This window comes from Polaromonas sp. (assembly GCF_013817205.1).
In the GTDB taxonomy this organism is placed as follows: domain Bacteria; phylum Pseudomonadota; class Gammaproteobacteria; order Burkholderiales; family Burkholderiaceae_C; genus Polaromonas.
Window position 1 is genome coordinate 1 of record NZ_JACDDD010000057.1, and the last position, 25,355, is coordinate 25,355.

At 60.8% G+C, this 25,355-nt stretch carries 26 protein-coding genes; 11 read left to right on the plus strand and 15 right to left on the minus strand.

Annotation, left to right across the window (positions count from 1 at the left end):
• The first annotated feature begins 252 nt into the window (after positions 1 to 252).
• The 4 genes from gmd (at position 253) to H0W47_RS13160 (ending at position 6,120) form a co-directional block, all read left to right on the plus strand.
• Positions 253 to 1,341: a GDP-mannose 4,6-dehydratase gene (gene gmd, locus H0W47_RS13145; protein WP_296925112.1), complete on the plus strand. Its 1,089-nt coding sequence runs from the start codon at positions 253 to 255 to the stop codon at positions 1,339 to 1,341.
• Between the two features lie 32 nt (positions 1,342 to 1,373).
• Entirely contained in the window at positions 1,374 to 2,612 is a 1,239-nt protein-coding gene (locus H0W47_RS13150) for a class I SAM-dependent methyltransferase (RefSeq protein WP_296925115.1), read from the plus strand.
• Between the two features lie 376 nt (positions 2,613 to 2,988).
• Positions 2,989 to 4,407 (plus strand): mannose-1-phosphate guanylyltransferase/mannose-6-phosphate isomerase, encoded by a 1,419-nt coding sequence (locus H0W47_RS13155; protein ID WP_296925118.1) that lies wholly within the window; start codon positions 2,989 to 2,991, stop codon positions 4,405 to 4,407.
• A 105-nt stretch (positions 4,408 to 4,512) separates the two neighbouring features.
• Positions 4,513 to 6,120 carry a PglL family O-oligosaccharyltransferase gene (locus H0W47_RS13160; protein WP_296925120.1) on the plus strand — a complete coding sequence of 536 codons (1,608 nt, stop codon included), beginning with the start codon at positions 4,513 to 4,515 and terminating at the stop codon, positions 6,118 to 6,120.
• A gap of 12 nt (positions 6,121 to 6,132) precedes the next feature.
• Here the strand turns inward: H0W47_RS13160 and moaC are convergent, their stop codons facing one another.
• The gene (moaC, locus tag H0W47_RS13165) at positions 6,133 to 6,621 is read right to left on the minus strand and encodes a cyclic pyranopterin monophosphate synthase MoaC (protein WP_296925123.1); all 489 of its coding nucleotides are present in this window, start codon (positions 6,619 to 6,621) and stop codon (positions 6,133 to 6,135) included.
• Between the two features lie 41 nt (positions 6,622 to 6,662).
• Here moaC and tfpZ point away from each other — a divergent pair, with 41 nt between their 5' ends.
• Together tfpZ and H0W47_RS13175 are read left to right on the plus strand one after the other, a co-directional pair.
• Positions 6,663 to 7,454, plus strand: coding sequence for a TfpX/TfpZ family type IV pilin accessory protein (gene tfpZ, locus H0W47_RS13170; protein WP_296925125.1), 792 nt, complete (start codon positions 6,663 to 6,665; stop codon positions 7,452 to 7,454).
• Between the two features lie 142 nt (positions 7,455 to 7,596).
• Positions 7,597 to 9,024, plus strand: coding sequence for a M48 family metalloprotease (locus tag H0W47_RS13175; RefSeq protein WP_367265363.1), 1,428 nt, complete (start codon positions 7,597 to 7,599; stop codon positions 9,022 to 9,024).
• Here the strand turns inward: H0W47_RS13175 and H0W47_RS13180 are convergent.
• The 3 genes from H0W47_RS13180 to H0W47_RS13190 all read right to left on the minus strand — a co-directional run bounded on the left by H0W47_RS13180 (position 8,983) and on the right by H0W47_RS13190 (position 10,247).
• Complete coding sequence (locus H0W47_RS13180) at positions 8,983 to 9,333, minus strand: phage holin family protein (RefSeq protein ID WP_296925129.1); 351 nt, start codon at positions 9,331 to 9,333, stop codon at positions 8,983 to 8,985. The two genes, H0W47_RS13175 and H0W47_RS13180, sit on opposite strands and share 42 nt — an antisense overlap.
• Before the next feature lie 71 nt (positions 9,334 to 9,404).
• On the minus strand, positions 9,405 to 9,854 hold the full coding sequence (locus tag H0W47_RS13185) for a hypothetical protein (protein WP_296925131.1): 450 nt from the start codon (positions 9,852 to 9,854) through the stop codon (positions 9,405 to 9,407).
• A gap of 195 nt (positions 9,855 to 10,049) precedes the next feature.
• Entirely contained in the window at positions 10,050 to 10,247 is a 198-nt protein-coding gene (locus H0W47_RS13190; protein WP_296925133.1) for a hypothetical protein, read from the minus strand.
• A 457-nt stretch (positions 10,248 to 10,704) separates the two neighbouring features.
• Here H0W47_RS13190 and H0W47_RS13195 point away from each other — a divergent pair, with 457 nt between their 5' ends.
• Together H0W47_RS13195 and H0W47_RS13200 are read left to right on the plus strand one after the other, a co-directional pair.
• Positions 10,705 to 11,145, plus strand: coding sequence for a DUF3717 domain-containing protein (locus tag H0W47_RS13195; RefSeq protein WP_296925135.1), 441 nt, complete (start codon positions 10,705 to 10,707; stop codon positions 11,143 to 11,145).
• A 73-nt stretch (positions 11,146 to 11,218) separates the two neighbouring features.
• On the plus strand, positions 11,219 to 11,527 hold the full coding sequence (locus tag H0W47_RS13200; protein ID WP_296925138.1) for a DUF2007 domain-containing protein: 309 nt from the start codon (positions 11,219 to 11,221) through the stop codon (positions 11,525 to 11,527).
• Here H0W47_RS13200 and purB read toward each other — a convergent pair.
• Positions 11,524 to 12,912 carry an adenylosuccinate lyase gene (gene purB, locus H0W47_RS13205; protein ID WP_296925141.1) on the minus strand — a complete coding sequence of 463 codons (1,389 nt, stop codon included), beginning with the start codon at positions 12,910 to 12,912 and terminating at the stop codon, positions 11,524 to 11,526. The genes H0W47_RS13200 and purB overlap by 4 nt on opposite strands.
• A 135-nt stretch (positions 12,913 to 13,047) precedes the next feature.
• Between purB and H0W47_RS13210 the strand changes: the two genes are divergently transcribed.
• Positions 13,048 to 13,674, plus strand: coding sequence for a glutathione S-transferase N-terminal domain-containing protein (locus tag H0W47_RS13210; RefSeq protein WP_296925142.1), 627 nt, complete (start codon positions 13,048 to 13,050; stop codon positions 13,672 to 13,674).
• A 178-nt stretch (positions 13,675 to 13,852) separates the two neighbouring features.
• Here H0W47_RS13210 and H0W47_RS13215 read toward each other — a convergent pair whose 3' ends face one another.
• From H0W47_RS13215 to H0W47_RS13255, 9 genes are all read right to left on the minus strand, one after another.
• Entirely contained in the window at positions 13,853 to 14,281 is a 429-nt protein-coding gene (locus H0W47_RS13215) for a nuclear transport factor 2 family protein (RefSeq protein ID WP_296925145.1), read from the minus strand.
• A 17-nt stretch (positions 14,282 to 14,298) separates the two neighbouring features.
• On the minus strand, positions 14,299 to 15,069 hold the full coding sequence (locus H0W47_RS13220; RefSeq protein WP_296925147.1) for an SDR family oxidoreductase: 771 nt from the start codon (positions 15,067 to 15,069) through the stop codon (positions 14,299 to 14,301).
• A gap of 81 nt (positions 15,070 to 15,150) precedes the next feature.
• The gene (locus H0W47_RS13225; protein ID WP_296925149.1) at positions 15,151 to 15,702 is read right to left on the minus strand and encodes a DUF3833 domain-containing protein; all 552 of its coding nucleotides are present in this window, start codon (positions 15,700 to 15,702) and stop codon (positions 15,151 to 15,153) included.
• Entirely contained in the window at positions 15,699 to 16,979 is a 1,281-nt protein-coding gene (locus tag H0W47_RS13230; protein WP_296925151.1) for an MFS transporter, read from the minus strand. Before H0W47_RS13230 ends, H0W47_RS13225 begins: the two co-directional genes overlap by 4 nt.
• Complete coding sequence (locus H0W47_RS13235; RefSeq protein WP_296925154.1) at positions 16,976 to 17,590, minus strand: chalcone isomerase family protein; 615 nt, start codon at positions 17,588 to 17,590, stop codon at positions 16,976 to 16,978. Before H0W47_RS13235 ends, H0W47_RS13230 begins: the two co-directional genes overlap by 4 nt.
• Complete coding sequence (locus H0W47_RS13240) at positions 17,506 to 18,876, minus strand: cyclopropane-fatty-acyl-phospholipid synthase family protein (protein WP_296925156.1); 1,371 nt, start codon at positions 18,874 to 18,876, stop codon at positions 17,506 to 17,508. Before H0W47_RS13240 ends, H0W47_RS13235 begins: the two co-directional genes overlap by 85 nt.
• Positions 18,873 to 19,628 (minus strand): DUF1365 domain-containing protein, encoded by a 756-nt coding sequence (locus tag H0W47_RS13245; RefSeq protein WP_296925158.1) that lies wholly within the window; start codon positions 19,626 to 19,628, stop codon positions 18,873 to 18,875. The genes H0W47_RS13240 and H0W47_RS13245 overlap by 4 nt, the downstream gene beginning before the upstream one ends.
• Positions 19,629 to 19,729: 101 nt before the next feature.
• On the minus strand, positions 19,730 to 21,070 hold the full coding sequence (locus H0W47_RS13250) for an FAD-dependent oxidoreductase (RefSeq protein WP_296925160.1): 1,341 nt from the start codon (positions 21,068 to 21,070) through the stop codon (positions 19,730 to 19,732).
• A gap of 342 nt (positions 21,071 to 21,412) precedes the next feature.
• On the minus strand, positions 21,413 to 22,018 hold the full coding sequence (locus tag H0W47_RS13255) for a glutathione peroxidase (protein ID WP_296925161.1): 606 nt from the start codon (positions 22,016 to 22,018) through the stop codon (positions 21,413 to 21,415).
• Between the two features lie 271 nt (positions 22,019 to 22,289).
• Between H0W47_RS13255 and H0W47_RS13260 the strand changes: the two genes are divergently transcribed.
• Both H0W47_RS13260 and rfaE2 read left to right on the plus strand, forming a co-directional pair.
• Entirely contained in the window at positions 22,290 to 23,159 is an 870-nt protein-coding gene (locus H0W47_RS13260) for a ferritin-like domain-containing protein (protein WP_296925163.1), read from the plus strand.
• Positions 23,156 to 23,641: a D-glycero-beta-D-manno-heptose 1-phosphate adenylyltransferase gene (rfaE2, locus tag H0W47_RS13265; RefSeq protein WP_296925165.1), complete on the plus strand. Its 486-nt coding sequence runs from the start codon at positions 23,156 to 23,158 to the stop codon at positions 23,639 to 23,641. The genes H0W47_RS13260 and rfaE2 overlap by 4 nt, the downstream gene beginning before the upstream one ends.
• Before the next feature lie 138 nt (positions 23,642 to 23,779).
• Here the strand turns inward: rfaE2 and H0W47_RS13270 are convergent.
• The coding region (locus tag H0W47_RS13270; RefSeq protein ID WP_296925167.1) for an efflux RND transporter permease subunit at positions 23,780 to 25,355 on the minus strand (1,576 nt) is incomplete at its 5' end.

The following is a 25,355-nucleotide window of genomic DNA, read 5'->3' on the forward strand; positions in this document are numbered from 1 at the left end:
GTCGAGGCGGACGCAGACTCGGGCCAGCATCGCCAGAAAACCGGCTCGAACACTGTGCCGGTTTCATGTTGTGAACTCTTGACTAGCAACTCTCGCTGCGGCGGGGGTTATGCAGACCTTCCCTAAGTCTGAATAAAACCAAACAACCCCAATGGATCGACTGCTTACAAATTCTCAACCGATTCACGCGCTAGTTTCGGGTCTCAACAGCTCGCCCTCCTCTGAAAAACGTTGGAACACCACTGGAGTGTTATGGAACCAAAAGTCGCTTTAATCACCGGCATTACCGGGCAAGACGGATCTTATCTGACCGAACTGCTTCTGGGAAAAGGGTATATCGTGCACGGCATCAAGCGTCGGGCTTCATCATTCAATACGGCGCGCATAGATCATCTTTATCGTGATCCGCACACACAAGGAGTTCGCCTGTTTCTGCATCATGGCGATCTCACTGACTCATCCAACTTGATACGGATTATTCAGCAAACTCAGCCCGACGAGATCTACAACCTCGCTGCGCAAAGTCATGTGGCGGTGAGTTTTGAAAGTCCCGAATACACGGCGGATGTTGATGGAATCGGCACGCTTCGTATCTTGGAGGCTATTCGGATACTGGGCTTGGAGCGTAAGACCAGGTTTTATCAGGCGTCTACTTCCGAGCTCTATGGCTTGGTCCAGGAGACCCCACAGCGTGAAACCACGCCGTTTTATCCACGCAGCCCCTACGCCGTGGCCAAGCTGTACGCCTACTGGATTACTGTCAATTACCGTGAGGCTTACGGTGTATACGCCTGTAATGGCATCCTGTTCAACCACGAGTCCCCGGTGCGCGGTGAAAATTTTGTCACCCGAAAAATAACGCGCGCCATGGCCCGGATCAAGCTGGGCTTGCAGGATTGCCTGTACTTGGGAAACCTGGATGCTAAGCGCGACTGGGGTCACGCAAAAGATTATGTAGAAATGCAATGGCTGATGTTGCAACAAGAAAAGCCAGAAGACTTTGTGATTGCCACTGGCTTGCAATACAGCGTGCGGGACTTTGTAAACTCGGCTGCTGAGGAACTTGGTAGCACGGTAAAGTGGAAGGGTGAGGGCGTGGAAGAGAAGGGGTACGACGTGGCAGGAAAATGCATTGTGGCGGTTGACCCAAGGTATTTCCGTCCGACAGAAGTGGAAACCCTGCTTGGAGATGCAAGCAACGCCAGAGACAAACTTGGTTGGACTCCAAAAATTACATTTCACGAACTTGTGGCAGAGATGGTCAGGGAAGATCTCAAGTCGGCAGAGCGGGACGAATTGGTCAAACGTCACGGGTACCAGTCGCTGGACCACCACGAATAGATCAACACCGAGCCTCATCCGGGTACCAATAAATGCTCAAAACTATTTCAAATTGCCGTATCTGCGGTGGCGGCCATTTAGCTACGGTAATGTCGTTGGGTGATCAGGCTTTAACGGGCGTATTTCCCAAGTCACGTTCTGAAAAGGTCACAGCTGGCCCCCTTGAGTTGGTTAAATGCTCCTCTACAGATGGATGCGGTCTCGTGCAACTAAAACAAAGCTATGACCTCAGCGAAATGTACGGCCTGAATTATGGATATCGGTCGGGGCTTAATGCCAGTATGGTGCGCCACCTTCAATCAAAGGTATCAAAAATCCTGGCTTCAGGAGTGCTCGAATCGGGTGACCTCGTCATTGATATAGGGAGCAACGATGCCACAACCCTGCTCGCCTATCCGGAGGATCAATACCAGCTCATTGGGGTGGATCCAACGGGCATAAAATTCGCGTCCTATTACCCTGCTGAAATTACGCTCATCGCCGAGTTTTTTTCCGCAGAAGCAATCGCTAAGAGACTGGCAGGCAAAAAAGCCAAAGTTATCACTTCGTTTTCGATGTTTTACGACCTGGAGGATCCAATTACTTTCGCCTGTGAAATTGAAGGAGCCCTTGCCGACGAGGGTGTGTGGATTCTTGAGCAGAGTTACCTGCCCGCTATGCTTCGAACAAATTCATTCGATACCATCTGTCACGAACATCTAGAGTTTTATGCCCTTAAACAAATTAACTGGATCGCTGATAAAGCTGGTCTCAAGGTGTTAGATGTTGAATTCAATGAAATTAATGGCGGCAGTTTTTCCGTAACGGCAGCCAAACGGAACTCCACGAGGCAAGTTAATGCCGAGTGGCTTGAGAAAATCCTTGAGGACGAAGTGGCGCTGGGGCTCGATACTACAAGGGCTTTTGACGCGTTTAAAGTTCGAGTTGAGGAGGCGCGAGCCGCCTTAACAGATTTTCTCGAGGAAGCCAAAAAAAGCGGAAAAACTGTTTCTGGACTGGGGGCATCCACCAAGGGAAACGTACTTTTGCAGTACTTCGGAATCAATGACACACTGGTGCGTGAAATTGGCGAAGTTAACGAGGATAAATTTGGGTCTTTTACCCCAGGTACGCTTATTCCACTGGTTCCGGAGAAACAGGTTCTCGCATCGAATCCGGATTACCTCCTTGTGCTGCCTTGGCATTTCAGGGAATTTTTTGAATCCTTGCCAGCGATGAAAGGCAGAAGTCTGGTTTTTCCACTGCCGAAATTTGAGATTGTTAAGGTCTGATCTGCAACCATGGTCTTATCCGATGCATGACTTCGCATGGTCAAGTGGGCACGAGACCGGCTAGCGAATCACTGTCTTGACTAACAATTTGTCACTGAGGCCTGATGTGGTTGCCGTTTCGTATCATCAACGATGGCAGATAGAGATCTTCGACCATCCCAGGTTGAGATTTTGCTTGGCAACCCCCCGCAAGGCCAGGTAACGGCTGAGAAGGGCCGCCAATACGGGGGGGGCGGAAACGATTATTGCGATGATGGAGAAATGGCAGTCAGCATGCGGGTCAGAGCCAAGTAAAAAGCGTACGCGACCACCTCTGTGAAACATGGGAGTCGAAGAGCCTTTCAAACCATCGTCGGATATACAAATACCTATCTCAATGATTATTCCTGTCGTTCTCTGTGGCGGTACGGGCACCCGGCTTTGGCCACTTAGCCGCAAGGCATTGCCAAAGCAGTTTGTTCCGCTGATTGATGGCAAAAGCCTCCTGCAGCTCGCACTCGAGCGGGTGAAAAAAGTTTCGCCTCCGGGGCTTGGTCGTGTCTTGTGTGTGGCTGCCGAACCGCATCGTTTTCTTGTGATGGAGGCTATGCAAGTTGCGGGAATGCAAGGTGACATTATTCTTGAACCTGTTGGCCGCAACACAGCACCCGCCATGACGTTGGCAGCACTGCACGTGAGCCCTGACGATTTCCTGCTATTTTGTCCAGCTGACCACCACATACCAGATGCCTGCGGGTTTGCCGCAATGGTGGAGAGAGGCGTCGTGGCGGCCGAGCAGGGTTCGATAGTCACCTTTGGAGTCGTGCCAGGTTATCCCAGCACGGCCTACGGATACATCCAGAAAGGAGCAGTAAGAGACGATGGATCTTTGACGGTCACACGTTTTATCGAGAAGCCCACTGCGGAGCATGCCGCATCCATGTTGCTGCAGGGGAATGTACTGTGGAATGCCGGCGTGTTTCTATGTCGCGCCGGCGTGTTGTTGGACGCAGTGAAGCAACATGCCCCCGACATCTTGGTGAGTTGCCGTAAAGCGCTTAGTCAGGGATCTCGGGATGGCGCTTTTGTCCGGCCCGAACCGGACGCCTTTATCTCGTGTCGCGCTGAAAGTATTGACTATGGAGTAATGGAGCATTTCCATCAAGTGGTCACATTACCTTTTTCCGGGAGTTGGAGTGACGTCGGGAGCTGGAATGCTGTCGCAGAATTGAGTCCGCCCGACGCTCAAGGAAACCGGGTTGTCGGACAAGGCCTAGCATTGCAGGCTGCTGGCACCTATATTCATGCATCTAACCGGCCTGTCGTAGCGCTGGGCACTCACAACCTCTTTATCGTTGATACGCCAGATGCACTGCTGGTGGCGGCCTGCACCCATGCTGAAGAAGTCCGTACGGTGGTGCTTGCGCTTGAGACAATGAAAATTCCAGAGGCGGACCAACATAGAAGGGTCGTGCGTCCGTGGGGCTGGTTTGAAATGATACAAGCGGGGGAGCGTTTTCAGGTCAAGCGAATCTTCGTCAAACCAGGTGCTTCTCTCAGTCTACAAATGCACCATCATCGGGCCGAACATTGGGTGGTCGTTAGAGGAACGGCACAAGTCACTCGCGGAATAAGGACGTTTCTCCTCACAGAGAATGAATCAACTTACATTCCCATCGGCGAGGTTCACCGATTGCACAATCCGGGAAAGACAGAACTGGAAATTATTGAAGTTCAATCCGGCAGCTACCTCGGTGAAGACGATATCGTGCGTCTCGATGACGACTATGGGCGGGACACGATGAAGCCTGGATGAGTGCCGGGCTTGCTCGCAATCCTCCCAATTGCGCTCTTGCAGGCGTTTCCGTCGTAAGACGGATGGGCTATATCTACGGTATCCAATTCATGATGGATGGACGACATGGGCCTGCCACCTTTCCCGGTCTCATTGTTCCCCGAAAGGGCGCTCCCGTATCGTCGGGTCGGTCTTTTCTTTTTTAGCATGCCTGCACCTTTCCCGGCCTTCATGGTCGCGCTGCTCGTCGCGTTGCCATGGTTGAATCCTGTTGCGACCAACCCTTCCCCGTATATAACGCCGCTTCTCGTGGCGGGGTTTTGTCTGGCCGTTCTGGTGTTTCTGCTCGCCTGGATGCCGACGCAAACCATTGGAAGGGGGCTTGGATCCTGGCTAGCGTCAGCCTGGTTGTTCGCGGCTTTGGTAAGCAGTCTGGTCGGTCTTTGCCAATACTTTGGTGAGGCCACCGGATTTGCTCCGTGGATGAGCCAGGCTGGCCCCGGTGAAGCCGTTGGCAACTTGCGCCAGCGAAACCATTTCGCTAGCCTGACAAACATCGGCCTGATGGCTTTGGTGTGGTTTGTGGCAACACGCGATTCAAACGGTCATTGGCGTGTGCTTGGTGTGCCCATCGCTGCGTTGTTGGCAGTCGCCTGTGCTGCCTCGTCGTCCCGTACCGGCCTTCTTCAACTGGCCTTCATCCTTGCGATGCTGTATTGGTGGGGGATGTGGCGCAAACCGGGAGTCCACCGCCTGATGGTCACTGCGATCATGGCGTATGCGCTGGCCATGCTTGCCCTTCCGTGGATGGTTGGGCTGGATATCTCCGAGCACGGCATGGTGGCGCGCCTTCAGGCTGGAGATCTCGCTTGTGCCGGCCGCCTGACGTTGTGGTCCAACGTGCTCACCCTGATCGGAGAAAAGCCGTGGCTTGGCTGGGGCTGGGGGGAGCTGGATTATGCGCACTACATGACCCTTTATCCTGGCGCGCGTTTTTGCGACATCCTGGGCAATGCGCACAACCTGCCCTTGCATCTGGCGGTGGAGCTGGGTATTCCGTTCGCCGCGACGGTGTGCATCGTCCTGTCATGGTTGGTGTGGCGTGCCCGACCCTGGCGTGAAACCGATCCCTTACGCCAGATGGCCTGGGCAGTCCTGGCGCTGATCGGGTTGCACAGCCTGTTGGAATATCCGCTCTGGTATGGACCCTTCCAGATGACAGTGGGCCTGTGTGTATACCTGCTCTGGATGAAACGAACCGGCTTCGGAGACCGCAGTGACAGCCCGCAACCGCAAGGCGCAGGTGCCGGGGTTGCCAGACATGTTTTTGGTGTGGCTGGGGTCATCCTTCTTGCCGCAGTGGCGTATGGGGCCTGGGACTACCACCGGGTCAGCCAGATTTATCGGGCCCCTGCGCAGCGCCACCCTGCTTATCGCGAAAACACCCTCGAAAAAATCAGCGCCACCCGCCTGTTCCGGCGGGAGGCTGAGTTCGCCGCTTTGAGCCTCACCCCGCTGACACCGGCAAATGCGTTGCAGATTTACGCCCAGAGCAGAGAGCTCCTGCATTTTTCCCCCGAACCACGCGTAATCGAGAAAGTGATCGAAAGCGCCGTCGTGCTGGGTCGTGACGAAGAGGCCCTGAGGCATCTCGCCCGCTACCGCGCGGCCTTTCCGCTTAACCACGCGAAATGGCGTGGTGCCCTTGGGATCGCCCCGCTCCCTGTCGATTGACGGTCCCGGCCCTCAGGCCGTCGCGACGAAACTGCCTGACTTGCCGCCGTGTTTTTCGAGCACCTTCACATCGCTGATCACCATGGCGCGGTCGACGGCCTTGCACATGTCGTAGATGGTCAGAAGTGCCACCTGCACGGCGGTCAATGCCTCCATCTCTACCCCGGTGGGACCGACGGTCTCGACGGTGGCAAGGCAGCGGATGCTGGCGCCGACTGCGTCAGGCGTGAACTCGAGGGCCACGTGGGTCAGCGCCAGCGGATGGCACAGTGGAATCAATTCGCTGGTTTTCTTCGCGGCCATGATGCCGGCGATCCGAGCGATGCCCAGGACGTCGCCTTTCTTTGCTGTCCCTTCAAGAATGACTGCCAGAGTGGCTGCATTCATGACAATCCGGCCTTGCGCCACGGCGACCCGGTGCGTGGCAGGTTTGGCCGCGACATCCACCATGTGTGCCTGACCTTGGCTGTCGAAGTGTGTCAGCATTGAAGTCGTGGTCATACTGTTACGAAACCTTTACAAACATCCCTCATCATAAGAGCATGTCTGCCATGACCCTGACCATGTCACGCCCGTTAAATGGCCGCCTGTCGGCGGCGGGCATTCACCTGATGATCAGCCTGGCGGTGGCGGCAGCTGCGGCAGCGCTGGTGTTCGGCATCTGGTATCCCTATCCCTACCGGGAAATTTCGGGCGGACGGGAGTTGTTTTTTATCGTGATCGCGGTTGACGTGGTCATGGGACCCTTGCTGACACTGACCGTTTTCAACCGCAACAAACCCTCCCGGGAACTGCGCCGCGACCTGGCCATGATTGGCCTGCTGCAGATAGCTGCTCTGGTCTATGGCCTGTGGACGGTATCGGTTGCCCGGCCGGTGCACCTGGTGTTCGAGATAGACCGGTTTCGTGTGGTTCATGCGATTGAGGTGCCGGAAGAAGAGTTGGCCCAGCCGCCCGCAGCGCTGCAACATCTGCCCTGGACCGGGCCGACACTGCTATCGACACGTGCGTTCCGAAACGAGCGGGAAAAAGTGGACATGACCTTGGTTGCGATGGGTGGAGTCCCCTTGGGCGCAAGGCCTGCGCTGTGGCAGGCATACACAGTAGCCGAGCCGCAAATCAGGCTGGCGGCCAGGCCGCTGAGCGACCTGAAGGCGCGTTTTCCAGCCCAGGTGGGCCTGATCGATGAAGCGCTGAAGTCTGTCCCCGGCGCCGGCACTTCCGTGATGTCCCTGGCCTACCTGCCAATGGCCAGCCGCGACAAGTTCTGGACGGTTTTGCTCGATCTCAACACTACCAAGGTGATTGCTTTTGTCCCCATCGACTCGTTCTGAAACTTGCGCATCAAAAGGGCTCTTTGCCCATAGTCGACCTGCGTTAGCAGCTATGCTTTTAATAGCATCTGCCGGGTTGTCACAAGCGCAGGCACCAGTTCGGCCCAGCGGCTCTCTGCCCGCCCTCGGTGATACCTCGGAGTTGACGGCCAGTGCAGAAAGGCGTCTGGGCGACCGGATTGCCAGCAGCATTTACCGCGACCCGGATTACCTTGATGACCCCGTGCTGGGCGACTACCTGCAAAGCATCTGGCAACCGCTGATGGCTGCGGCGCGCGCGCGTGGCGAGCTGGGCGCAGAGCTTGATGAGCGCTTTGCCTGGGAGATCATGCTGATACGCAACCGCACCGTCAATGCGTTCGCCCTGCCAGGCGGCTACCTCGGCGTGCATCTGGGCCTGATCAGCGCGGTGGAAAACCGGGATGAGCTGGCCTCGGTGCTTGCGCACGAATTGATTCACGTCACACAGCGCCACATCTCCCGCCTGATCACCAAACAGAACCAGCAAATGCCCTGGCTGCTGGCCGCGATGATCCTGGGCATGATGGCTGCCGGCAAAAATCCGGATGCCGCGAATGCGGCCATCACTGGCGCTCAGGCGCTGTCGGTCCAGAACCAGCTCAATTTCTCGCGTGACATGGAACGCGAGGCCGACCGGATCGGCTTTGGTGTGATGGCCGATGCCGGCTACGACAGGCAGGGTTTCGCCAGCATGTTTGACAAACTGCAGCAGGCCTCGCGGCTCAACGACAACGGCTCCTATCCCTACCTGCGTAGCCATCCGCTCACCACCGAGCGGATCGGTGAAGCCAAAAGCCGCTTGCAACTCGAGGCCCCGGCGCCATTGGCAGTGAGCCCGGAAGCCGGCCGCGCGCGCCTGGTGCACGCCATGATGGCCGGGCGGGCCCATGTGCTGGGCAACGCCGGCGTGGAAGCTTTGCGCTTCGCGCTGGCCGAGGCGCAGCGGGTGCCTGCCGCAGCTGTCCTGACGCAGCGGCAGGCCGGTGCGCTGTATGCCGGCACCCTGGCCGCCACCCGCTTGCGTGACCACGGCGAGGCCCGCAGTCTGGTAGACAAGCTAAAAACCGCTGCTGCCGCAAGTCCATTGATGGCCCAGGCGGTTGAGCTTCTGTCGCTGGAAACGGATATTGCCGCAGGTCGGGCTGCGCAGGCGGCCCGGCTGTCCAGCGTCAATAGCCGGGCGGCGGTGTTGCTGCAGTCGCAGGCCGATCTGGCGGCGGGGCGTCCGCAGGACGTGTCGGATCGCCTGCAAACCTGGGTCACCAGCCACCCCAAGGATGCGATGGCCTGGCAATTGCTGGCGACGGCCCAAGGCCAGCAGGGCCAGACCCTGAGGGCGATCCGCTCGGATGCAGAAAGCCGTGTGGCCCAGCTGGACTATGGCGCAGCGCGGGACCGCCTCAAGGCGGCGCAAGACCTGATGCGCAGCGGGCGCGACACCGGCTCGGGCGCCGGCGCGCACATCGACGGCTCCATCATCGACACGCGCACGCGCGAGATCGACCAGTTACTTCGGCAGCAGGCGCTCCAGGAGAAACTCGATCGCTAGCTGCAGCAGCGAAAAAATCAGCGAACCGATCAGCGCCGCCACAAAACCGGTGACGTGCAAACCGCTGAGCAGACCGGCCGCTGCCCAGAACATCAGGGCGTTGATGACAAACAGGAACAGGCCCAGTGTGACCACTGTCACCGGCAGTGTCAGCAGAATCAGCACTGGGCGCACCACGGTGTTGAGCGCCGCCAGCACGGCTGCGGCAAGCAGCGCGGCAGGAAAGCTGGTCACGGTCACGCCGGAGTACAGATAAGCCACCGCCAGCAAGGCGGCAGCGCTGCAAAGCCATTTGATGATGAGTTTCATGGGGCAAGAATAGCACCGGCGCGGGCAGCTTGCGGCCGGAAAGCTGCCCGCCCGGCCAGGTTTTTGTCAGCTCAGTCCGCTGCCAGCAACATGCCGCTGCCAGCCACCATGGCGGCATAAGCCAACAGCCCCTGAGCTTGTGCAGCGCTCTGGCGCAGGACCGGCTGACGCGTATTGCCGAGCTTGGGGCGGCGAGCGTCCGGCACGCGTGCCGCGCCGTATTGGCGCATCAATGCATCGGTCAAGTCACACAGCGGGCCGCTGGCGATCTGCGAGACCACTTCGTCGCCGGGAACCTGCAGCACAGGGAGCAGCTGCGAGAAGACCTTGTCGGCCCACTTGTCGCGCCAGTTCTGGCGTGCACTGTGGGTCACCCACTTGCTGACGTGATGGGTGACCCGGGGGGCACAACCGACAACAATCCAGCGTATCGGTGCACGGGCCTGAGCGGCCGGCAGCATGGACGGCAAGACCGTCAGTGCGTGGGCGGCCTCGTCGAGGTAGACGATGACGTTGTCCATGACTAGTGTGCTGTCCCGCAAATAAATGCGATATGAAACCGTCCAGACGGCTGCCATGCGGCGTCGCTCGTCGTTGCCATAGCGACGGCTATGTCGCCTTCTCGCTCCTTGCCTGACAACCGTCTGAACAATTTCATTTCATCGCCTTATTTACGCGACGGCACACTAGCCCGCCGGCGATGGCTTGTCCGGTGATCAAGAGATTGTCGCCATGGTTTTGACGCGGCGGGTGGTCCGCCAGGCAGCAACCAGCACACCGGCGACCGCCACCGCGTAGGTGACCCATTGCGCGGCGGTGGTGATGATGGAAGAGACGGTCGGCGCACCGGGGCCCGCCGTAGACGGCGTGCAGCAGGGCAGACCACCAGGGCGTTGAGAATAATTCCATTTCACACTTTCACGTCAGGTTGCGACATGGAAATCCGGCGGGCGGATTTCCGGCTTCGTTAAAAACCAGACAAGGTCGGTGAGGGTCGGAATGGTTGCCGCGACGCCTCGATCCAAACCTGTTCAGGTTTCAATCGAAGGTCTGGCTCGACATGCAGTGCGTTGCATGTCCAGCAAGCCGGAAGTGTGACCTTCGTAATGACGACTTGCTGAACGTCCGGCGGCGGGGCCATCCCGAGGAGGCCGGACGAGGGAGTTACTCCCCTTCGGAGCCGTGTATTTGACAACAAATTGCAAATTTCTGCAAAAGCCAGCGCAGCCGCAACGTAAAAACGGCCTGCGCCCGGGGCAGGATGCCCGCTTGGCCTATCATTCACGGCCCAGCCGGAAAATGGCAAACCCCGTCACCAGCGGTGGCCCGGTTTTCAGCCTCCATCTTCCTTTTTCCCGATTGCAAGCCCGCATGCCTGGCATCCATATCACCGACATTGAAGCCGCCATCAACTACTGGCGCGAGAAAAAACCGTCGCCAGACGGCGTCACGCTGGCGCCCGAGCTGCGGGCGCTGGCCGAGGTGTATGCCTTGATGGTTTTCTACCATGAAGATGAGGCTGACGAAGCGGGTTTCCCCCCCAAGGCCATGGCGGCGTGGCGCGCCTGGTACGACACCACCGCCGACACCCCCTGTATTGCGATCTGCTCGACCAGCCAGGGCGACGACTTGTGCAAAGGTTGCGGCCGCACTTTTGAGGAAGTCCAGCACTGGCCCGAGATGAGCCCGGCTGCCAAGCGCAGCACCTGGCGGCGCATCACGCAGGAAGACACGGCCTGGCGTTTTGGCCGTTATGCAGACCGGGCGCTTGAAAACCGGGATCTGCCAGCTGGCGGTGCCCTCAATTCCTGATCCACACATTTTTGGCATCCAGCCCTTGTCGGACGGGCGTGAGCAGCTATCAATTCAGGAGTAGACTGACCCCATGCTCCGATTGACCCGTGCCCCCAACATCGTGATTGCGGCGCTGTGGGCGGACGCCCTGCAACGGGCCGGCTTTTCGGCCAGCGTGCAGCGTTATTTCCTCGGCAGCGTCGCCGGTGAGTTGCCGCCGGACCAGTGCCAGCCCGAAATTTGGTTGGCCCATGACCATGAAAAACCACGCGCCGAGTTGCTGCTGCAGAGCCTGCAGAACCCGCCGCAGCGGCACTGGTTGTGCGCTTGCGGCGAAACGGTTGAAGGCGGTTTCGAGGAGTGCTGGGCCTGCGGTGCCCGCATGCCGGCGCCGGGCTAAATCCGCTTGGCTAGCTCGGCGGCTTTGCCGACATAAGTCGCTGGCGTCATCGCCAGCAACCGGTCTTTTTCAGCCTGCGGAATTTCAAGCGAGTGGATCAGCGCGTGCAGGGCGTCGGCCGTCACGGTTTTCCCGCGCGTGACTTCCTTGAGTTTTTCATAGGCGCCATGCACGCCGTAACGCCGCATCACGGTCTGGATCGGCTCGGCCAGTACTTCCCATGACTTGTCGAGGTCTTCGTCCAGCGCCTCGCTGTTGAGTTCGAGCTTGCCCAGGCCCAGACTCAGCGAGCTGTAGGCCAGCACGGCATACCCGAAGGCCACACCCATGTTGCGCAGCACCGTGCTGTCGGTTAGGTCGCGCTGCCAGCGGCTGATGGGCAGCTTTTCACTGAGATGGCGCAGCAGCGCGTTGGCCAGGCCCAGGTTGCCTTCGGCATTTTCAAAATCGATGGGGTTGACCTTGTGCGGCATGGTGCTGGAGCCGATTTCTCCGGCCTTCAGTCGCTGCTTGAAGTAACCCACGCTGACATAGCCCCAGACGTCGCGCGCGAAGTCGATCAGGATGGTGTTGGTGCGCGCCACCGCGTCGAACAGCTCGGCCATGTAGTCATGCGGCTCGATCTGGATGCTGTAGGGCTGGAAGGTCAGGCCCAGGCCCAGCGGCTCGGGCGACTCGATCACGCGCCGGCTCAGGGCCTCCCAGTCGAAGTCGGGCCAGGCCGACAGGTGGGCGTTGTAGTTGCCGACCGCGCCGTTCATCTTGGCCATCAGTTTGACGGCTGCGATGCGCTCGCGCGCCACATCCAGCCGCGCCACCACGTTGGCGATCTCCTTGCCGACGGTGGTCGGGCTGGCGGTCTGGCCGTGGGTGCGGCTGAGCATGGGCTGGTCGGCATAACGGTGCGCCATCTCGCGCAGCTGCGTGATGACCTTGTCCAGCGCCGGCAACAGCACCTGCTCACGGCTGCTCTTGAGCTGCAGCGCATGACTGGTGTTGTTGATGTCCTCGCTGGTGCAGGCGAAGTGCACAAACTCGCTGGCGGCTTCGAGCTCGGGCCGGGCTTCGAATTTCGACTTGATCCAGTACTCCACGGCTTTCACATCGTGGTTGGTGGTTTTTTCGATGTCCTTGATGGCGGCGGCGTCGGCTTCCGAGAAATGTTTGACCAGGCCCAGCAAGTAGGTGCGTGCTCCGGGTGTCAGCGGTTTGAATTCGGCAAAACTGGCGTCCGACAGCGCGATGAACCAGGCCACTTCGACCTGGACGCGGCGGTGCATGTAGCCGAGTTCGGACATCAGCGGCCGCAGGGTCGCCAGTTTGGCGGCGTAACGTCCGTCAAGCGGAGACAGGGCGGTGATCGTGAAGCTGGTGGACGGGTTCATGCCCCAATTGTAGGCGGCCGACTGTGCCTGAATGCGACGGTTTCGGCGTTTGCGCCGGTGGATAAGGGCCGGGCCGGTCTTCCTCGATAGAATGCAAAAGACGCCAGAAATCGGCCCACGCTACAAGACCTATCTATGAAACTCATCGGATCCCACGGCAGTCCCTATGTGCGCAAGGTGCGCATTGTGATGGCCGAAAAAAAGCTCGACTACCAGTTCGTCATTGAAGACGTCTGGGCCGCCGGCACCAGCATGTCCGAGTCCAATCCGCTGGGCAAAGTGCCCTGTCTGGTGATGGAAGGATCGAATGGCTCCGAGGAAGCGGTGTTCGACTCGCGCGTGATCGTCGAGTACCTTGACACCCTGTCGCCGGTCGGCAAGCTGATCCCGGTGCAGGGCCGCGAACGCGCCGAAGTCAAAACCTGGGAAGCGTTGGCCGACGGCCTGATGGACGCGGCCATTCTGGCGCGGCTGGAAGCCACCTGGTCCGGTCGCAGCGAGCAGCAGCGCAGCCAGGCCTGGATTGAACGCCAGATGAAGAAGATCAACGACACCGTGCAGGCCATGAGCACCGGCCTGGGCGAGAAGCCGTTCTGCAGCGGCATCCACCTCACCCTGTCGGACATCGCCGTCGGCTGTGCGCTGGGTTACCTGGATTTCCGCTTTGCGCAGATCGACTGGCGCACCCCCTATCCCAACCTGACCCGCCTCTACGACAAGCTGGCGCAACGCCCCAGTTTTATCGACACCCAGCCTTCCTGAGCTTTTTACAAGACAAATCGGGCTCCAGCCCCTGTCTCGTGGGCCTAAGCAGCTATTAAATTAGGAGCACTACTCAGCTCTTCGTCAAGCAGGGGCCGCGGGTCCGGCTTCGCCGGTCCGCAGGCGCAGCGGCCCCCTTGGGGGGCAGGGAGCGACACGCAGTGCGCGACCGTGGGGGTTATGAACCAGCGCGCTTGCGCAACCAGCGCATCAAACTGCCCAGCAGCGGCAGTTTTTCATAGAGTTCTTCGGCCGCATCCCAGTAATCGCGGTGGTAGTTGACCAAACCGGCCTCGGTGAATTTCAGGTGGGACGTCCCGCGCACCGTCTGCAGCACCGCGGGCTGGTGCTTCCTGAAGTAAAACTCGAAGTTCCAGGTCAGGAAACACGCGTCGCCCTCGCTGACCTGGCCGGTCACCACAAAACGTGGCCGGTCCAGCGCCACGTACATGTGGCTGAAGATCTGCTGCACCTGGGCCAGCGTGTGGACCTCGTTGAACGGGTCCTTGAAATACACGTCGCTGGCGTACACCTCGCCAAGCCGCGTAACGCTTTCGGGCGCCAGGTTTTCAAAAAAATGCACAAAACGGGTGATGGCGGGTGTCATGAGGTGGCGGGATGGGTTCACAGCCCGGTGAATTTACGGATCGCCGGAAAGTACAGCGCATGGGGCAACACGCGCAGCGTTTTCATCCAGCGGGTGAAACGTTTGGGAAAGTGGATTTCAAACTCGCCGCGCGCCCAGCCCGCGAGGATCTCGGCGGCCGCCTGCGCCGGCGTCAGCAGCGCTGGCATGCTGAAGCTGTTTTGTGCAGTCAGCGGCGTTTCGACAAAACCCGGGTTGACGATGCTGACGCCGATACCGCTGCCCTGCAGGTCCAGATACAAGGTTTCGGCCAGGTTGATCAGCGCCGCCTTGGTCGGCCCGTAGGCCAGGCTGTTGGGCAGGCCGCGGTAGCCGGCAACGCTGCCGGTCAGGCTGATGTGGCCGCTGCCGCGCTGCAGCAGGGCGGGCAGCACGGCGTCCAGCAGGTACAGCGCGCCAACGTAGTTGACCTGCTGGTGCCTCAGCATCCCGGCGAGGTCGAAGCCGGTGGCGCGCATCGCCTTGTAATACCCGGCGCAATACAACACCAGGTCTAGCGTCCCACCGGCCAGCACGGTTTGTGCTGCTGCCCGCACAGCTGCCGGGTCGGTGACGTCCAGCGGCAGCGCCACGGCCCCGGCGTGCGTGCGCGCAAACGCGTCAAGCGCGGCCGCGTTGCGGGCCGAGACGACGACACGGGCGCCCTGCGCGTGCAAGGCGTGTGCGGTGGCTTCGCCGATGCCGCTGGAGGCGCCAAGCAGCCACACGGTTTTACCGTGCCAGTCAGTCAGGGGCGGGTTGTGGGACATGGTGTGCCTGTTATAAAAATGATAGCTGGTGGCGCATGCTGGACGGGGGCTGAAAGCCTTTTTTGCTTGTAGAAGTGGTGATCAGCGTTTGACAAAAGACAGCGTCACCTCGCCCAGCCTGAAACCGAACTTGCTCATCACTGCCTTGTTCAACATCACCTTCTCGTTCATCAAATACATCCAGTCGTCGAACTGAACCTCGATCACGCGGCCGTCGACCGGCAGCTTGAGCGTGTAACCCCAGCGGAAGGTGTTGCCTTTTTCTTCGCCGAGTGCCACGCCAGCCACGTCGGCTGCCGTGCCGGTGTATTTGCCATCCGGTGTGCGCTTGAGGGTCCAGATGCGGCGCTCGGTCGTGCCATCAGAATAAGTGAAGGCTTCGTCCAGCACCCCGGTCTCGGCGCCGGGCGGCCCTTGCCAGCTGCAGGTCATGACCACGGTGAAACGTTTGACCACCTTGCCGGAACGGTCGGTGAAGACGCCATACGCGTCCAGCGTGCCATTGAAATATTGGCGCATGTCGAGCACCGGTTTTTCGGTGGCGTAGTCACTGATTTGCGGGCCAGCACACCCAGCCAGCACGGACAGACTGAGCAGCAGCGCGGCGGCGCTTCGGAAGAAAAAGCGGTTCACGGCAAGACCTCTTGAGGATGTTTGATGACCAGAAAATACAGACAGGCTGCAGCCGCCAGCTTGAGCAGGCAGGGCAGCACGCAATACGCCACCAGTAGCGCGTCCAGCGCCTGCACATCGCGCGCGCCGGGTGAATAGCCAAACACGGCCAGCAATGGCAGCGCGAGTCCGGCGGCCAGCGCAAGGTTCAGCTTGATCGCAAAATTCCACCACCCGAAGTAAGCGCCCTCGGCGCGGCCGGACTGGCCGTTGGCCTGGATCACGCCGGCCAGCAGCGCGCCCGGCAGCGCCAGGTCGGTGCCCAGCGCGATGCCGGAGAGCGCGCAGACAATCACAAACGCCGTGGTCTCCCCCGCGCCAACCTGTGTGGCCCATCCGAAGGTTGCAATCGCCAACCCCATGCCCAGCAGCCATGCCGGCGCCAGACCGATACGTTTGACGACTGCCAGCCACAGCGGAATCGACAGCGCGGCGGACAGGAAGTAGCTGCCCAGGAACAGCGGCTCCATGCTTTGCGGCGCCTGCAGCCGGTCCTGAATAAAAAACAGCACCAGCGTGGCCGGGACGGCGCTGGCAATGCCGTTGAGCATGAAGACCGCGAGCAGCCGGCGAAAGCCTGATTGTTTGAAAGGCAGCCAGATCGACGGCGCCTTGCCCCCAGACTGCGCAGGTTGCGGCATCGGCCACTCGGCCCGCGTCCAGGCCAGCCAGCCCAGAGCCAGCATGGCAAAAAACAGCGCCGTGGTCGCGGGCAGGCCGAAAACCACCGGCGCGACCGAGGCGAGCACCACGCCGATGAGGCCCAGGCCTTCACGCCAGGCCACGATGCGACTGCGCTGCCGCTCGTCGCCCCCCAGCATGGCGCCCCAGGATTGGTGCGACACACTGAGAGCGCTGTAACCGGCGTAAGTCAGCATCAGCATCACGCTGGCCCAGGCCACCAGGGCGGTGGGCGTGCTGACCTGCGGAAAAAACAGCAGCGCAAAACCAGCTGCCAGCAACAGCGCGGCAAAGGCACCCATGCCGAGCACGGCACTGGGTGAGCGTGCAAACAGCCGGTCGCTCAGGCGGCCCAGCAGCGGGTCGATCAGCGCGTCGAACAGGCGTGCGCCCAGCAGTACCGCGCCCAGCGTGGCAAGTGGTACGCCGAACTCGCGCGCGTAGTGGTTGGGCAATATCACGTAAAGCGGCAGCGCGACAAAGGCCAGCGGCAGGCCCAGCAGGCCATAGGTCAGGCCGTTGCGCGTCCCGAATGGGTTGCGCGCGACGGCTTTCAAGGGGAAGCTCCGGCCAATAGCGCGCTTCGCAAGCCGGGCTCCGACGTGGTGGGTGCCAGCCAGATGCCGAAAAACAGGCGGGCAAATTCCGCGTCGCGGATCTCACCCAAAGGTTTGCCGTTCATCCAGAAGGACGCGCCTACGCCGGGGCGGTGCACACCCATCACGCGGTCGCTTTTTTTGACATTGGGCAACACCCGTGCCATGGTGGCCATCCATTTTTCAGCCTGTTCGGCGCTGATGGTCGCGGACCGCCGCATTTCGGCGATGGATCGCTCTGCCACGGCCTGCTTGTCGAAGTCGCGCAGGTAGGCCAGCTCCAATGCCAGGGGCTGGGCCGCGAAGCTTGCTGCCCCGAAACCAGGGTTGGCCCAGAGCCGGACGTCGTAGACCTGGAAACCCCAGACGCTCAGGCGCCCCTTGCCGACCAGCTGCGCCTGCGGCAGCACTTGCTGCAATTCCGGGCGCTGATTTTCATCGGCCGGCTGGGCGAATGCCGTGCCGCCAAGCAGCACCAGTGCCGTGATCAGGCCTTGCGCAGCGTGTACTGCACGACGTCGGTATTGGCCTGGATGAAAGCCGCTTCGCAGTAGGCCAGATAAAACTCCCATATGCGGATAAACCTCCTGTCAAACCCGAGTTGGAGCACCCGTGGCTCTTGCGCCATGAAATCTTCGCGCCACAACTGAAGGGTGCGGGCGTAGTCCTGGCCGAATGAAAACTCGCCAACTACTTCCAGGCCGGCGGCTTGGGCTTGGGCCCGGAATTCTGTCGGGCAGGGCAGGCAGCCGCCCGGGAAGATGTATTGCTGGATGAAGTCCGTGGAACTGATGTAACGCTCGAACAAACCATCCGCAATCACGATGCTCTGGATGCAGGCGCGACCCCCGGGCTTGAGCAGGCGCGCGACGGTCTGGAAGTACTCGGGCCAGTATTCGCGGCCCACGGCCTCGACCATTTCGATCGAGCAGATGGCGTCGAAGCTTTCGCTGCCGTTTTTGCCGATGTCGCGGTAGTCCTGAAGACGGAGATCGGCCCCCACGCTTGGCGCTTCGCGTACTACGCTGCCCCCCGAGGGGGCTAATTTTTCTAGGGGCGGCCCGTCGAAAAATTGATCAGCCTTTCGGGTGCGCTGGCTGCTGTCTATGCACGGGATGCCCGCACGGGCCATGCGTGCCTGCGCCCAGGCCAGTTGCTCGGTGCTCAGCGTGACGCCGACGATGGACGCATCAAATTCGGTGGCCGCCATTTCGGCCAGCGCGCCCCAGCCGCAGCCGATTTCCAGCACGCGGTCACCCGCCTTGACGCCGGCCGAATGCAAGGCACGGCGCACCTTGGCATCCTGTGCGTCCTTCATCGAGGTCTCGGGCGTGGCGAAAATCGCCGACGAATAATTCATCGTACCGTCAAGCCACAGCGCATAAAAAGCGTTGCCCAGATCGTAATGAGCGTGGATGTTTTTCTGGCTGTTGGTTTTGGTGTTGCGGTTGAGCAGATGCTTGATGCGGTAGGCAAAACGCCCCAGCCAGGTGCCGTAGATCACGTCCTCGACTTCTGTGCGGTTGCGGATCAGCAGGCTGAGCAGGTCGCTCAGTTTGTGGGTGGTCCAGTCACCGGCGATGAAACTTTCAGCAAAGCCGATGTCGCCTGACTTCAGCGCCGCGCTGCAGACATTCCAGTTGTGCAGGCGCAGACTGGCCACCGGCGCTTCGCCCGAGCCGAAGTGCCGCATGGAGCCGTCAGGCAGTTGCACATGCAGCGTGCCGTGTTTCAGCCGCGTGAGCAGCTGCAGCACCGTGCGCGCCGCCGCAGGCGTGCCACCGGGCAGTGCCAGCGATGACAGCGCCGGGGACAGGCGCGAGGCGCTGGAGGAAGAGGGATTGCTGGCTGTATTCATCGGGTGACAAAGCTTTTGGGTGGCTCGGGTTTGCGGACAAAGGGAATGCGTTTGCACCACAGCTTGAGGGCCTGCCAGTGGATGCGCGCCACAACGCCAAAAGTCATGGCCGGGTAGCGCCACAGGGCGCGGCGCAGGCTGTCCGGCGTCAGCGCGACCAACCTGCCGCCCACGCTGGTTTCCAGCAGCGGGCCGTCGGCGTCGTCATAGTCGATACGGGCGACGGTTTTCTGCAGCCCGTCGTGGTTGGCGCGCATGAAGCGGAAGCGGTAACGACCTTCGACCGTGCAGAAGGGCGAGACGTGAAACACCTTGTCGGCGCTGAGCTCCTGGCCGTAGTGCGGGTGGTCCAGCAGGTAGCAATGGCGCTCGCCGAAGGTGTTGTTGACCTCAACCACGATGGCGCGCAGGCTGCCGTCGATGTGATGGCAATACCAGAAGCTGACCGGCTTGAAGGTGTGGCCAAAAATGCGCGGGTAGGTGTGCAGCCAGAGTTCGCCCCGGGCATCGGTGATGCCTTCGCTGCGCAGCAATTCATCGAGCCAGCTCACGCAGTCGGCGCGGCCGTCGCCGTGGTCGCTGTCAAAAAAGCTCAGGGCGGCACGGCGGTTGCGCGCCAATGCGCCGTTGCCCCTGGTTTTCATGCTGCGCAGCGGCAGCATCAGGAAATAGGTGGGGTAGGCAAAAGCATTGCGCGCGGGTTTGAGCCGTGTATGGCGAACCTGGCCGAAACCCAAAAGCGGTGCCCCCACGCTTGTCACTTCGTGTACTGCGCTGCCCCCAGAGGGGGCCGTGCTTGCTTGGGGCGGCCCTGCGCTGCGCACGGAGGCCCCCACGCTCGTCATTGGGGTGATCATGCCGCGACTCCCGCGCAGTTGCCCAGCACCAGGCGGGCGGCTTCGAGGCCGGATTTCAGGCCATCTTCATGAAAGCCATAGCCGGTCCAGGCGCCGCAGAAATAGCTGTGTTGCCGGCCTTGTAACGCTGGCAGGGCCTGTTGCGCGCGTACCGCCGCCGCGTCAAACACCGGGTGGGCGTAGTCGAATTCGCCCAGCACCCGCTCGGGGGCAATCGGTTGCACGGGATTGAGCGACACCACCACCGGCTGCTCAAAAGGCAGGGGTTGCAACATATTGAGCAGGTAGTGCAGACAGACCTGGCTGGACTCGTGCTGGCGGTTGGCCGCGCGTTCGTAATTCCAGGCTGCCCATGCCAGTTTGTTGGCCGGCAGTACCGAGCTGTCGGTGTGCAGCACCGCGCGGTTGGGCTGGTAGCTGATGGCACCGAGCACGGCGCATTCGTCGGGCGCCGCATCGGCCAGCAAGGCCAGCGACTGGTCCGAATGCGCGGCCAGAACCACCTTGTCGAAGGTTTCGGCCTGGCCGTTGGCGACCAGTGTCACCCCGCCGCGCAGCAGGCCGGCATCACGCTCGATCCGCTCCACCTGTGTGTTCAGGCGTTTGTCGGCGATGCCGGTAATGATTTTTTCAACATAGTTGCGCGCGCCGCCGGTGACGGTCCACCACTGCGGCCGGTTCGCCACCTGGATCAGGCCGTGGTTGTGGCAGAAGCGGATCATGGTGGCGACCGGGAACTGCAGCATCTGGTCGGTTGGGCAGGACCAGATGCAACCAAGCATGGGCAGGAAGTACCAGTCGCGGAACTCGTCCGAGAATCGGCCTTGTTTCAGGAACTCGCCGAGCGGCTGCAGCATGGCCGCCTCAGCCTGACTTTCCGCCAGCGCGGTCGCGAGCCGGTTGAAGCGCACGATGTCGCGCAACATGCGCAGAAACTTCCAGTCGAGCAGATTGCGGCGTTGGGCAAACACCGTGTTGAGGCTGGCACCGCTCCATTCGAGGTCCCGGCCCGGCGCCACATTCGGCACCTTGACGGAAAACGACATGTCGGATTTGGCGGTCGCCACGCCCAGCTCTTCGAACAGGCGGATCAGGTTCGGGTAGGTGCGCTCGTTGAAGACCAGAAAGCCGGTATCGACGCCGTGGGTGACGGTGCCCCGTGTAGTCGGCAGGGTGACGTCGACAGTATGGGTATGGCCGCCGAAGTAGCTGCCGGCCTCGAACAGCGTGATGTCGGCCTGCCCCCTGAGGGCGTGGGCCGTTGCGAGACCAGAGATGCCGGAGCCGACGATGGCGACCCTAGGGCGGGCTGTGGACGAGAGGCTGGGGGAAGCCATCTCAACAGCCGGAAGATAAAAATGCTGCGAAGCGCCCCGGCGCGAACAAGGGAGGGAGGGAGGAGGAGGAGAACCGCCCCGGGATTGCATCCTGGCCGCAAGGACCTGGAAGGCTTCGCAACAAAAAAAGTGAAGGACAGGCGCATTGCTGGAAGCGCCGCACCAATGCCTGTCTGAGCTGAATTAAATGCGCGCGGTTCCCCCTGAATGCAACTGGCATCGTGTAAAGATTTGTCAAGACGATCAGGGGCACGGCAAAAAGTCCAGATGTTTGAAAAGACGCAGGAAAGGCTGAAAAGCGAAAGATTAAAACCTAATGGTCGAATTATTACCGATCGGTAATTATTTTACCAGCAGTTTTTTCTCGATGTTTTTCACAAAGGCTGAACTGTCGGGTGCCACGTTGCTGCCAAAGCTGATTATTTCCTGGCCATCGCGCGAAACCACGTACTTGTGGAAGTTCCAGCGCGGGGCGCTTCCGGATTGATCTGCCAGCTGTCGGTACAGCGGATTGGCGGCTTTGCCGGTGACGCTGGACTTGGCAAACATCGGAAATTTCACGCCAAAGGTGTTTTCACAGAAGTCAGCAATGTCCTTGTTGCTGCCGGTTTCCTGGGAGAAGTCGTTCGACGGAAAGCCCAGCACCACCAGGCCCTTGTCGCGGTATTTGGCATGCAGCGCCTCCAGGCCGGCATACTGGGGCGTGAAGCCGCAGAAGCTGGCGGTGTTGACGATCACCAGGACCTTGCCGCTGTATTGGCACAGGGCCTGGGGTTTTTCGTCCTGCAGGCGCAAAAAGCTGTGCCGAAGCAGCGGTACACATGTCGCAACTGGCGTGGCCGCAACTGGTGTGGCGCCAGCCGCCGGCGTGACGCCATGGACGGACTGGCCTGCCATGGCGACCAGCAAAGCGGCGGTGATCCAGGGTGTGAATGAAACGCGAGTCATGACCGGCTCCTCAGTTCTGAAAAAATGGCGTGTCGGACCGGTCCTTGTGGTGGTGCCGGCGCTTGTTTCCTGCCGGAACTACGCGGCACGTCGCCGGGCAGATTCAGCGACTCTGCCCGCTATCCAGTGCAGGCGAAACCGTGTAGAACAGGGACTTAAACCCCGCCAATCTGCATGAAATGGCCGCAAAAGGCCTTGTCAGGCGATCTGTCATATTCCCCGCCTAAAATCGCGTTACATCCAGGTCGGCGAGCGCCACGTAAGGACACACATGCTTTACCCAGAACTTTTCAAGCAACTCGAATCCGTCCGCTGGGACATGGACAAGGACATTCCGTGGGCCAGCTTCGACGCGTCCAGGCTGACCGATGAGCAGGCCCAGACCATCAAGATGAATGCCATCACCGAGTGGTCCGCCCTGCCGGCCACCGAGATGTTCCTGCGCGACAACAAGGACGACAGCGATTTCTCGGCCTTCATGTCGATCTGGTTTTTTGAAGAGCAGAAACATTCGCTGGTGCTGATGGAGTACCTGCGGCGCTTCCGCCCGGATCTGGCGCCTACCGAAAAGGAACTGCATGAGGTGCGTTTCGAATTTGAACCAGCCCCGGCGCTGGAGACCCTGATGCTGCACTTCTGCGGCGAGATCCGCCTGAACCACTGGTACCGCCGCGCCAGCGAATGGCATACCGAGCCGGTGATCAAGCAGATCTACACCCAGCTCAGTCAGGACGAGGCGCGCCACGGCGGGGCTTACCTGCGCTACATGAAGCGCGCGATCAACAACTTCGGCAACGACGCCCGTGCGGCCTTCACCAAGGTCGGCGTGTTGATGGCCAGTGCCCGCCGCACGGCGCAGGCCCTGCACCCGACCAACCTGCATGTCAACAAGGACCTGTTCCCGCGCGACACCATCCAGTCGCGCCTGCCCAATCCCGAATGGCTGGAGCACTGGCTGGACAAGCAGATCAATTTTGATGCGGCGTGGGAAGGCAAGGTTGTCGAGCGCATCCTGCACAACATGAGCCTGCTGATGAACCGCAGCTTCAAGACCGTGCAGGAGCTCAACCGCTACCGCAAGGAACTGAGCCGCGAGATTGCCGCGTCCATCGCGCCTGAGACCAAGCCGCAATCCGTGTGAGCGACGCTGCGTTTGCGGCCAAGCTGTGCGCGCGTGGCGACGCCCGCGCGCGGGTGGCTGCGCTGCCGGCGCCGGTGGTTTTCACCAACGGCGTGTTTGACGTGCTGCACCGGGGTCATGCCACCTACCTGGCCAGCGCCCGGGCACTGGGTGCCAGTCTGGTGGTGGCCATCAACACCGATGCATCGGCTCGGCGCCTTGGTAAAGGCCCTGATCGGCCCCTGAACAATGAGTACGACCGTGCTGCGTTGATTGCGGCACTCGAATCGGTCAGTCTCGTCACCTGGTTTGATGAGGACACCCCGTTGGAACTCATCACCGACCTGCAGCCGGACATGCTGGTCAAGGGCGGCGACTACAACATGGACACCCTGGCCGAAACCGCTGTGGTCAAGGCCTACGGCGGCAAGGCGCTGGCCTTGCCGTTTGTCGAGGGCTACTCCACCACCGCGCTGGTGCAGAAGATTCGCCAGTCTTCCTGAAGCTGCTGGGTCCCTGCGGTGGCAGCATGATTTGCTCATCTAAATCAGGAGCTGCTTACGCAGTGACGACGGGGGCTGGAGGCCTCAATGGCCTAAAATCCCCGCTGTGTCACTGCCCTCGTCATTGCCTCAGGCCAATCATGGCGCCGGCCCCTGCGCAGCGTGTACGACGCCTGCGTTGAGCGCTCCGGCTTCGGTGCTGGGCCTGCGCCCACGCAGGCGGTTCACCAAGCGCCCGAAGCCCTGCCCCAGATCATCGACATAGGTGAACACTGCCGGGATCACCAGCAGGCTCAAAAAGGTCGAGGTGATCAGCCCGCCGATCACGGCGACGGCCATCGGGGAGCGAAAGCTGCTGTCGGCCGAACCCCAGCCCACGGCAATCGGCAGCATGCCGGCGCCCATGGCAATGGTGGTCATGACAATCGGCCGGGCGCGTTTGTGGCAGGCGTCGAGCAGGGCCTCCAGCCGGGTCATGGGCGGCTGCGCCGGCTGGCTGTCGGTGGCGGCGCGACCACGCCGCGCTTCAATCGCGTATTCGACCAGCAGGATGGAGTTTTTGGTCGCCACACCCATCAGCATGATCAGGCCGATCAGCGAGGGCATGGAAAAACTTTTGTCCGCGATCAGCAGACCGACAAATGCGCCGCCAAGCGACAAGGGCAGGGCCGCCAGAATCGTCACCGGGTGCAGGAAGTTCTTGAACAGCAGCACCAGCACGATGTAGATGCAGAGCACGCCGGTCAGCATGGCCAGGCCAAAGCTGGCGAAGAGCTCACCCATGACCTCGGCGTCGCCAATCACCACCTGCTTCACGCCGGCCGGCAGGTTGACGATGGCTGGCAGCTTTTGCACGGCGGCCGTCACATCGCCCAGCGCCTGCCCCGACAGCTCGACTTCGAACTGCACGTTGCGCGAGCGGTTGAAGCGGTCAATCACCGCCGGGCCGCCGGCCATGGTGACGCTGGCCACCTGGCCCAGCATCACCGGGCCACCCGGTCGGGTGCTGGGCACCATCAGCCGCTCCAGCGTGGGCAGGTCGGTTTTGGCGTTGTCGGCCAGCCGCACCACGATCGGGACCTGGCGCTGCGACAGGTTCATCTTGGGCAGGGCGGCGTTGTAGTCGCCCACCGTGGCGATCCGCAGCGTCTCGCCAATCGCAGCGCTGGTGACGCCGAGGTCGGCCATACGTGCAAAGTCGGGCCGCACCGTCACTTCGGGCCGCACCAGCGAGGCGCTGGAGGCCACCGAACCCAGGCCCGGGATGGTGCGCAGGTCTTTTTCAAGGGCGGCGGCTGCGCTGGCCAGCGCCACCGGGTCTTCGCCGGTCAGGGCCAGAATGTATTTTTCACCGGAGCCGCCCAAACCCACCTTGCTGCGCACGCCAGGCAGGTTTTCCAGCGCCTTGCGGATCTCGTTTTCAATGCCCTGCTTACGCGGGCGTTCGCCGCGATCCGTCAGCAGAATGGTCAGGGTGGCTTTGCGGGTTTCGGCCGCGCCGCCCGGCGCAAACGGGTCGCTGCCGGCTGCACCTCCGCCTATGGTGGTGTACACACTTTTAACGTTGGGCACCTTGGCAATCAGGCCACGCGCCCGCTCGGCAGCCAGTGTGGTCTCGGCCAGCCGGGTGCCGGGTGGCAGCTCCAGATAGACCTGCGTTTGTGAGTTGTCATCGGGCGGAATGAAACCCGTCGGCAGCAGCGGAATCAACATC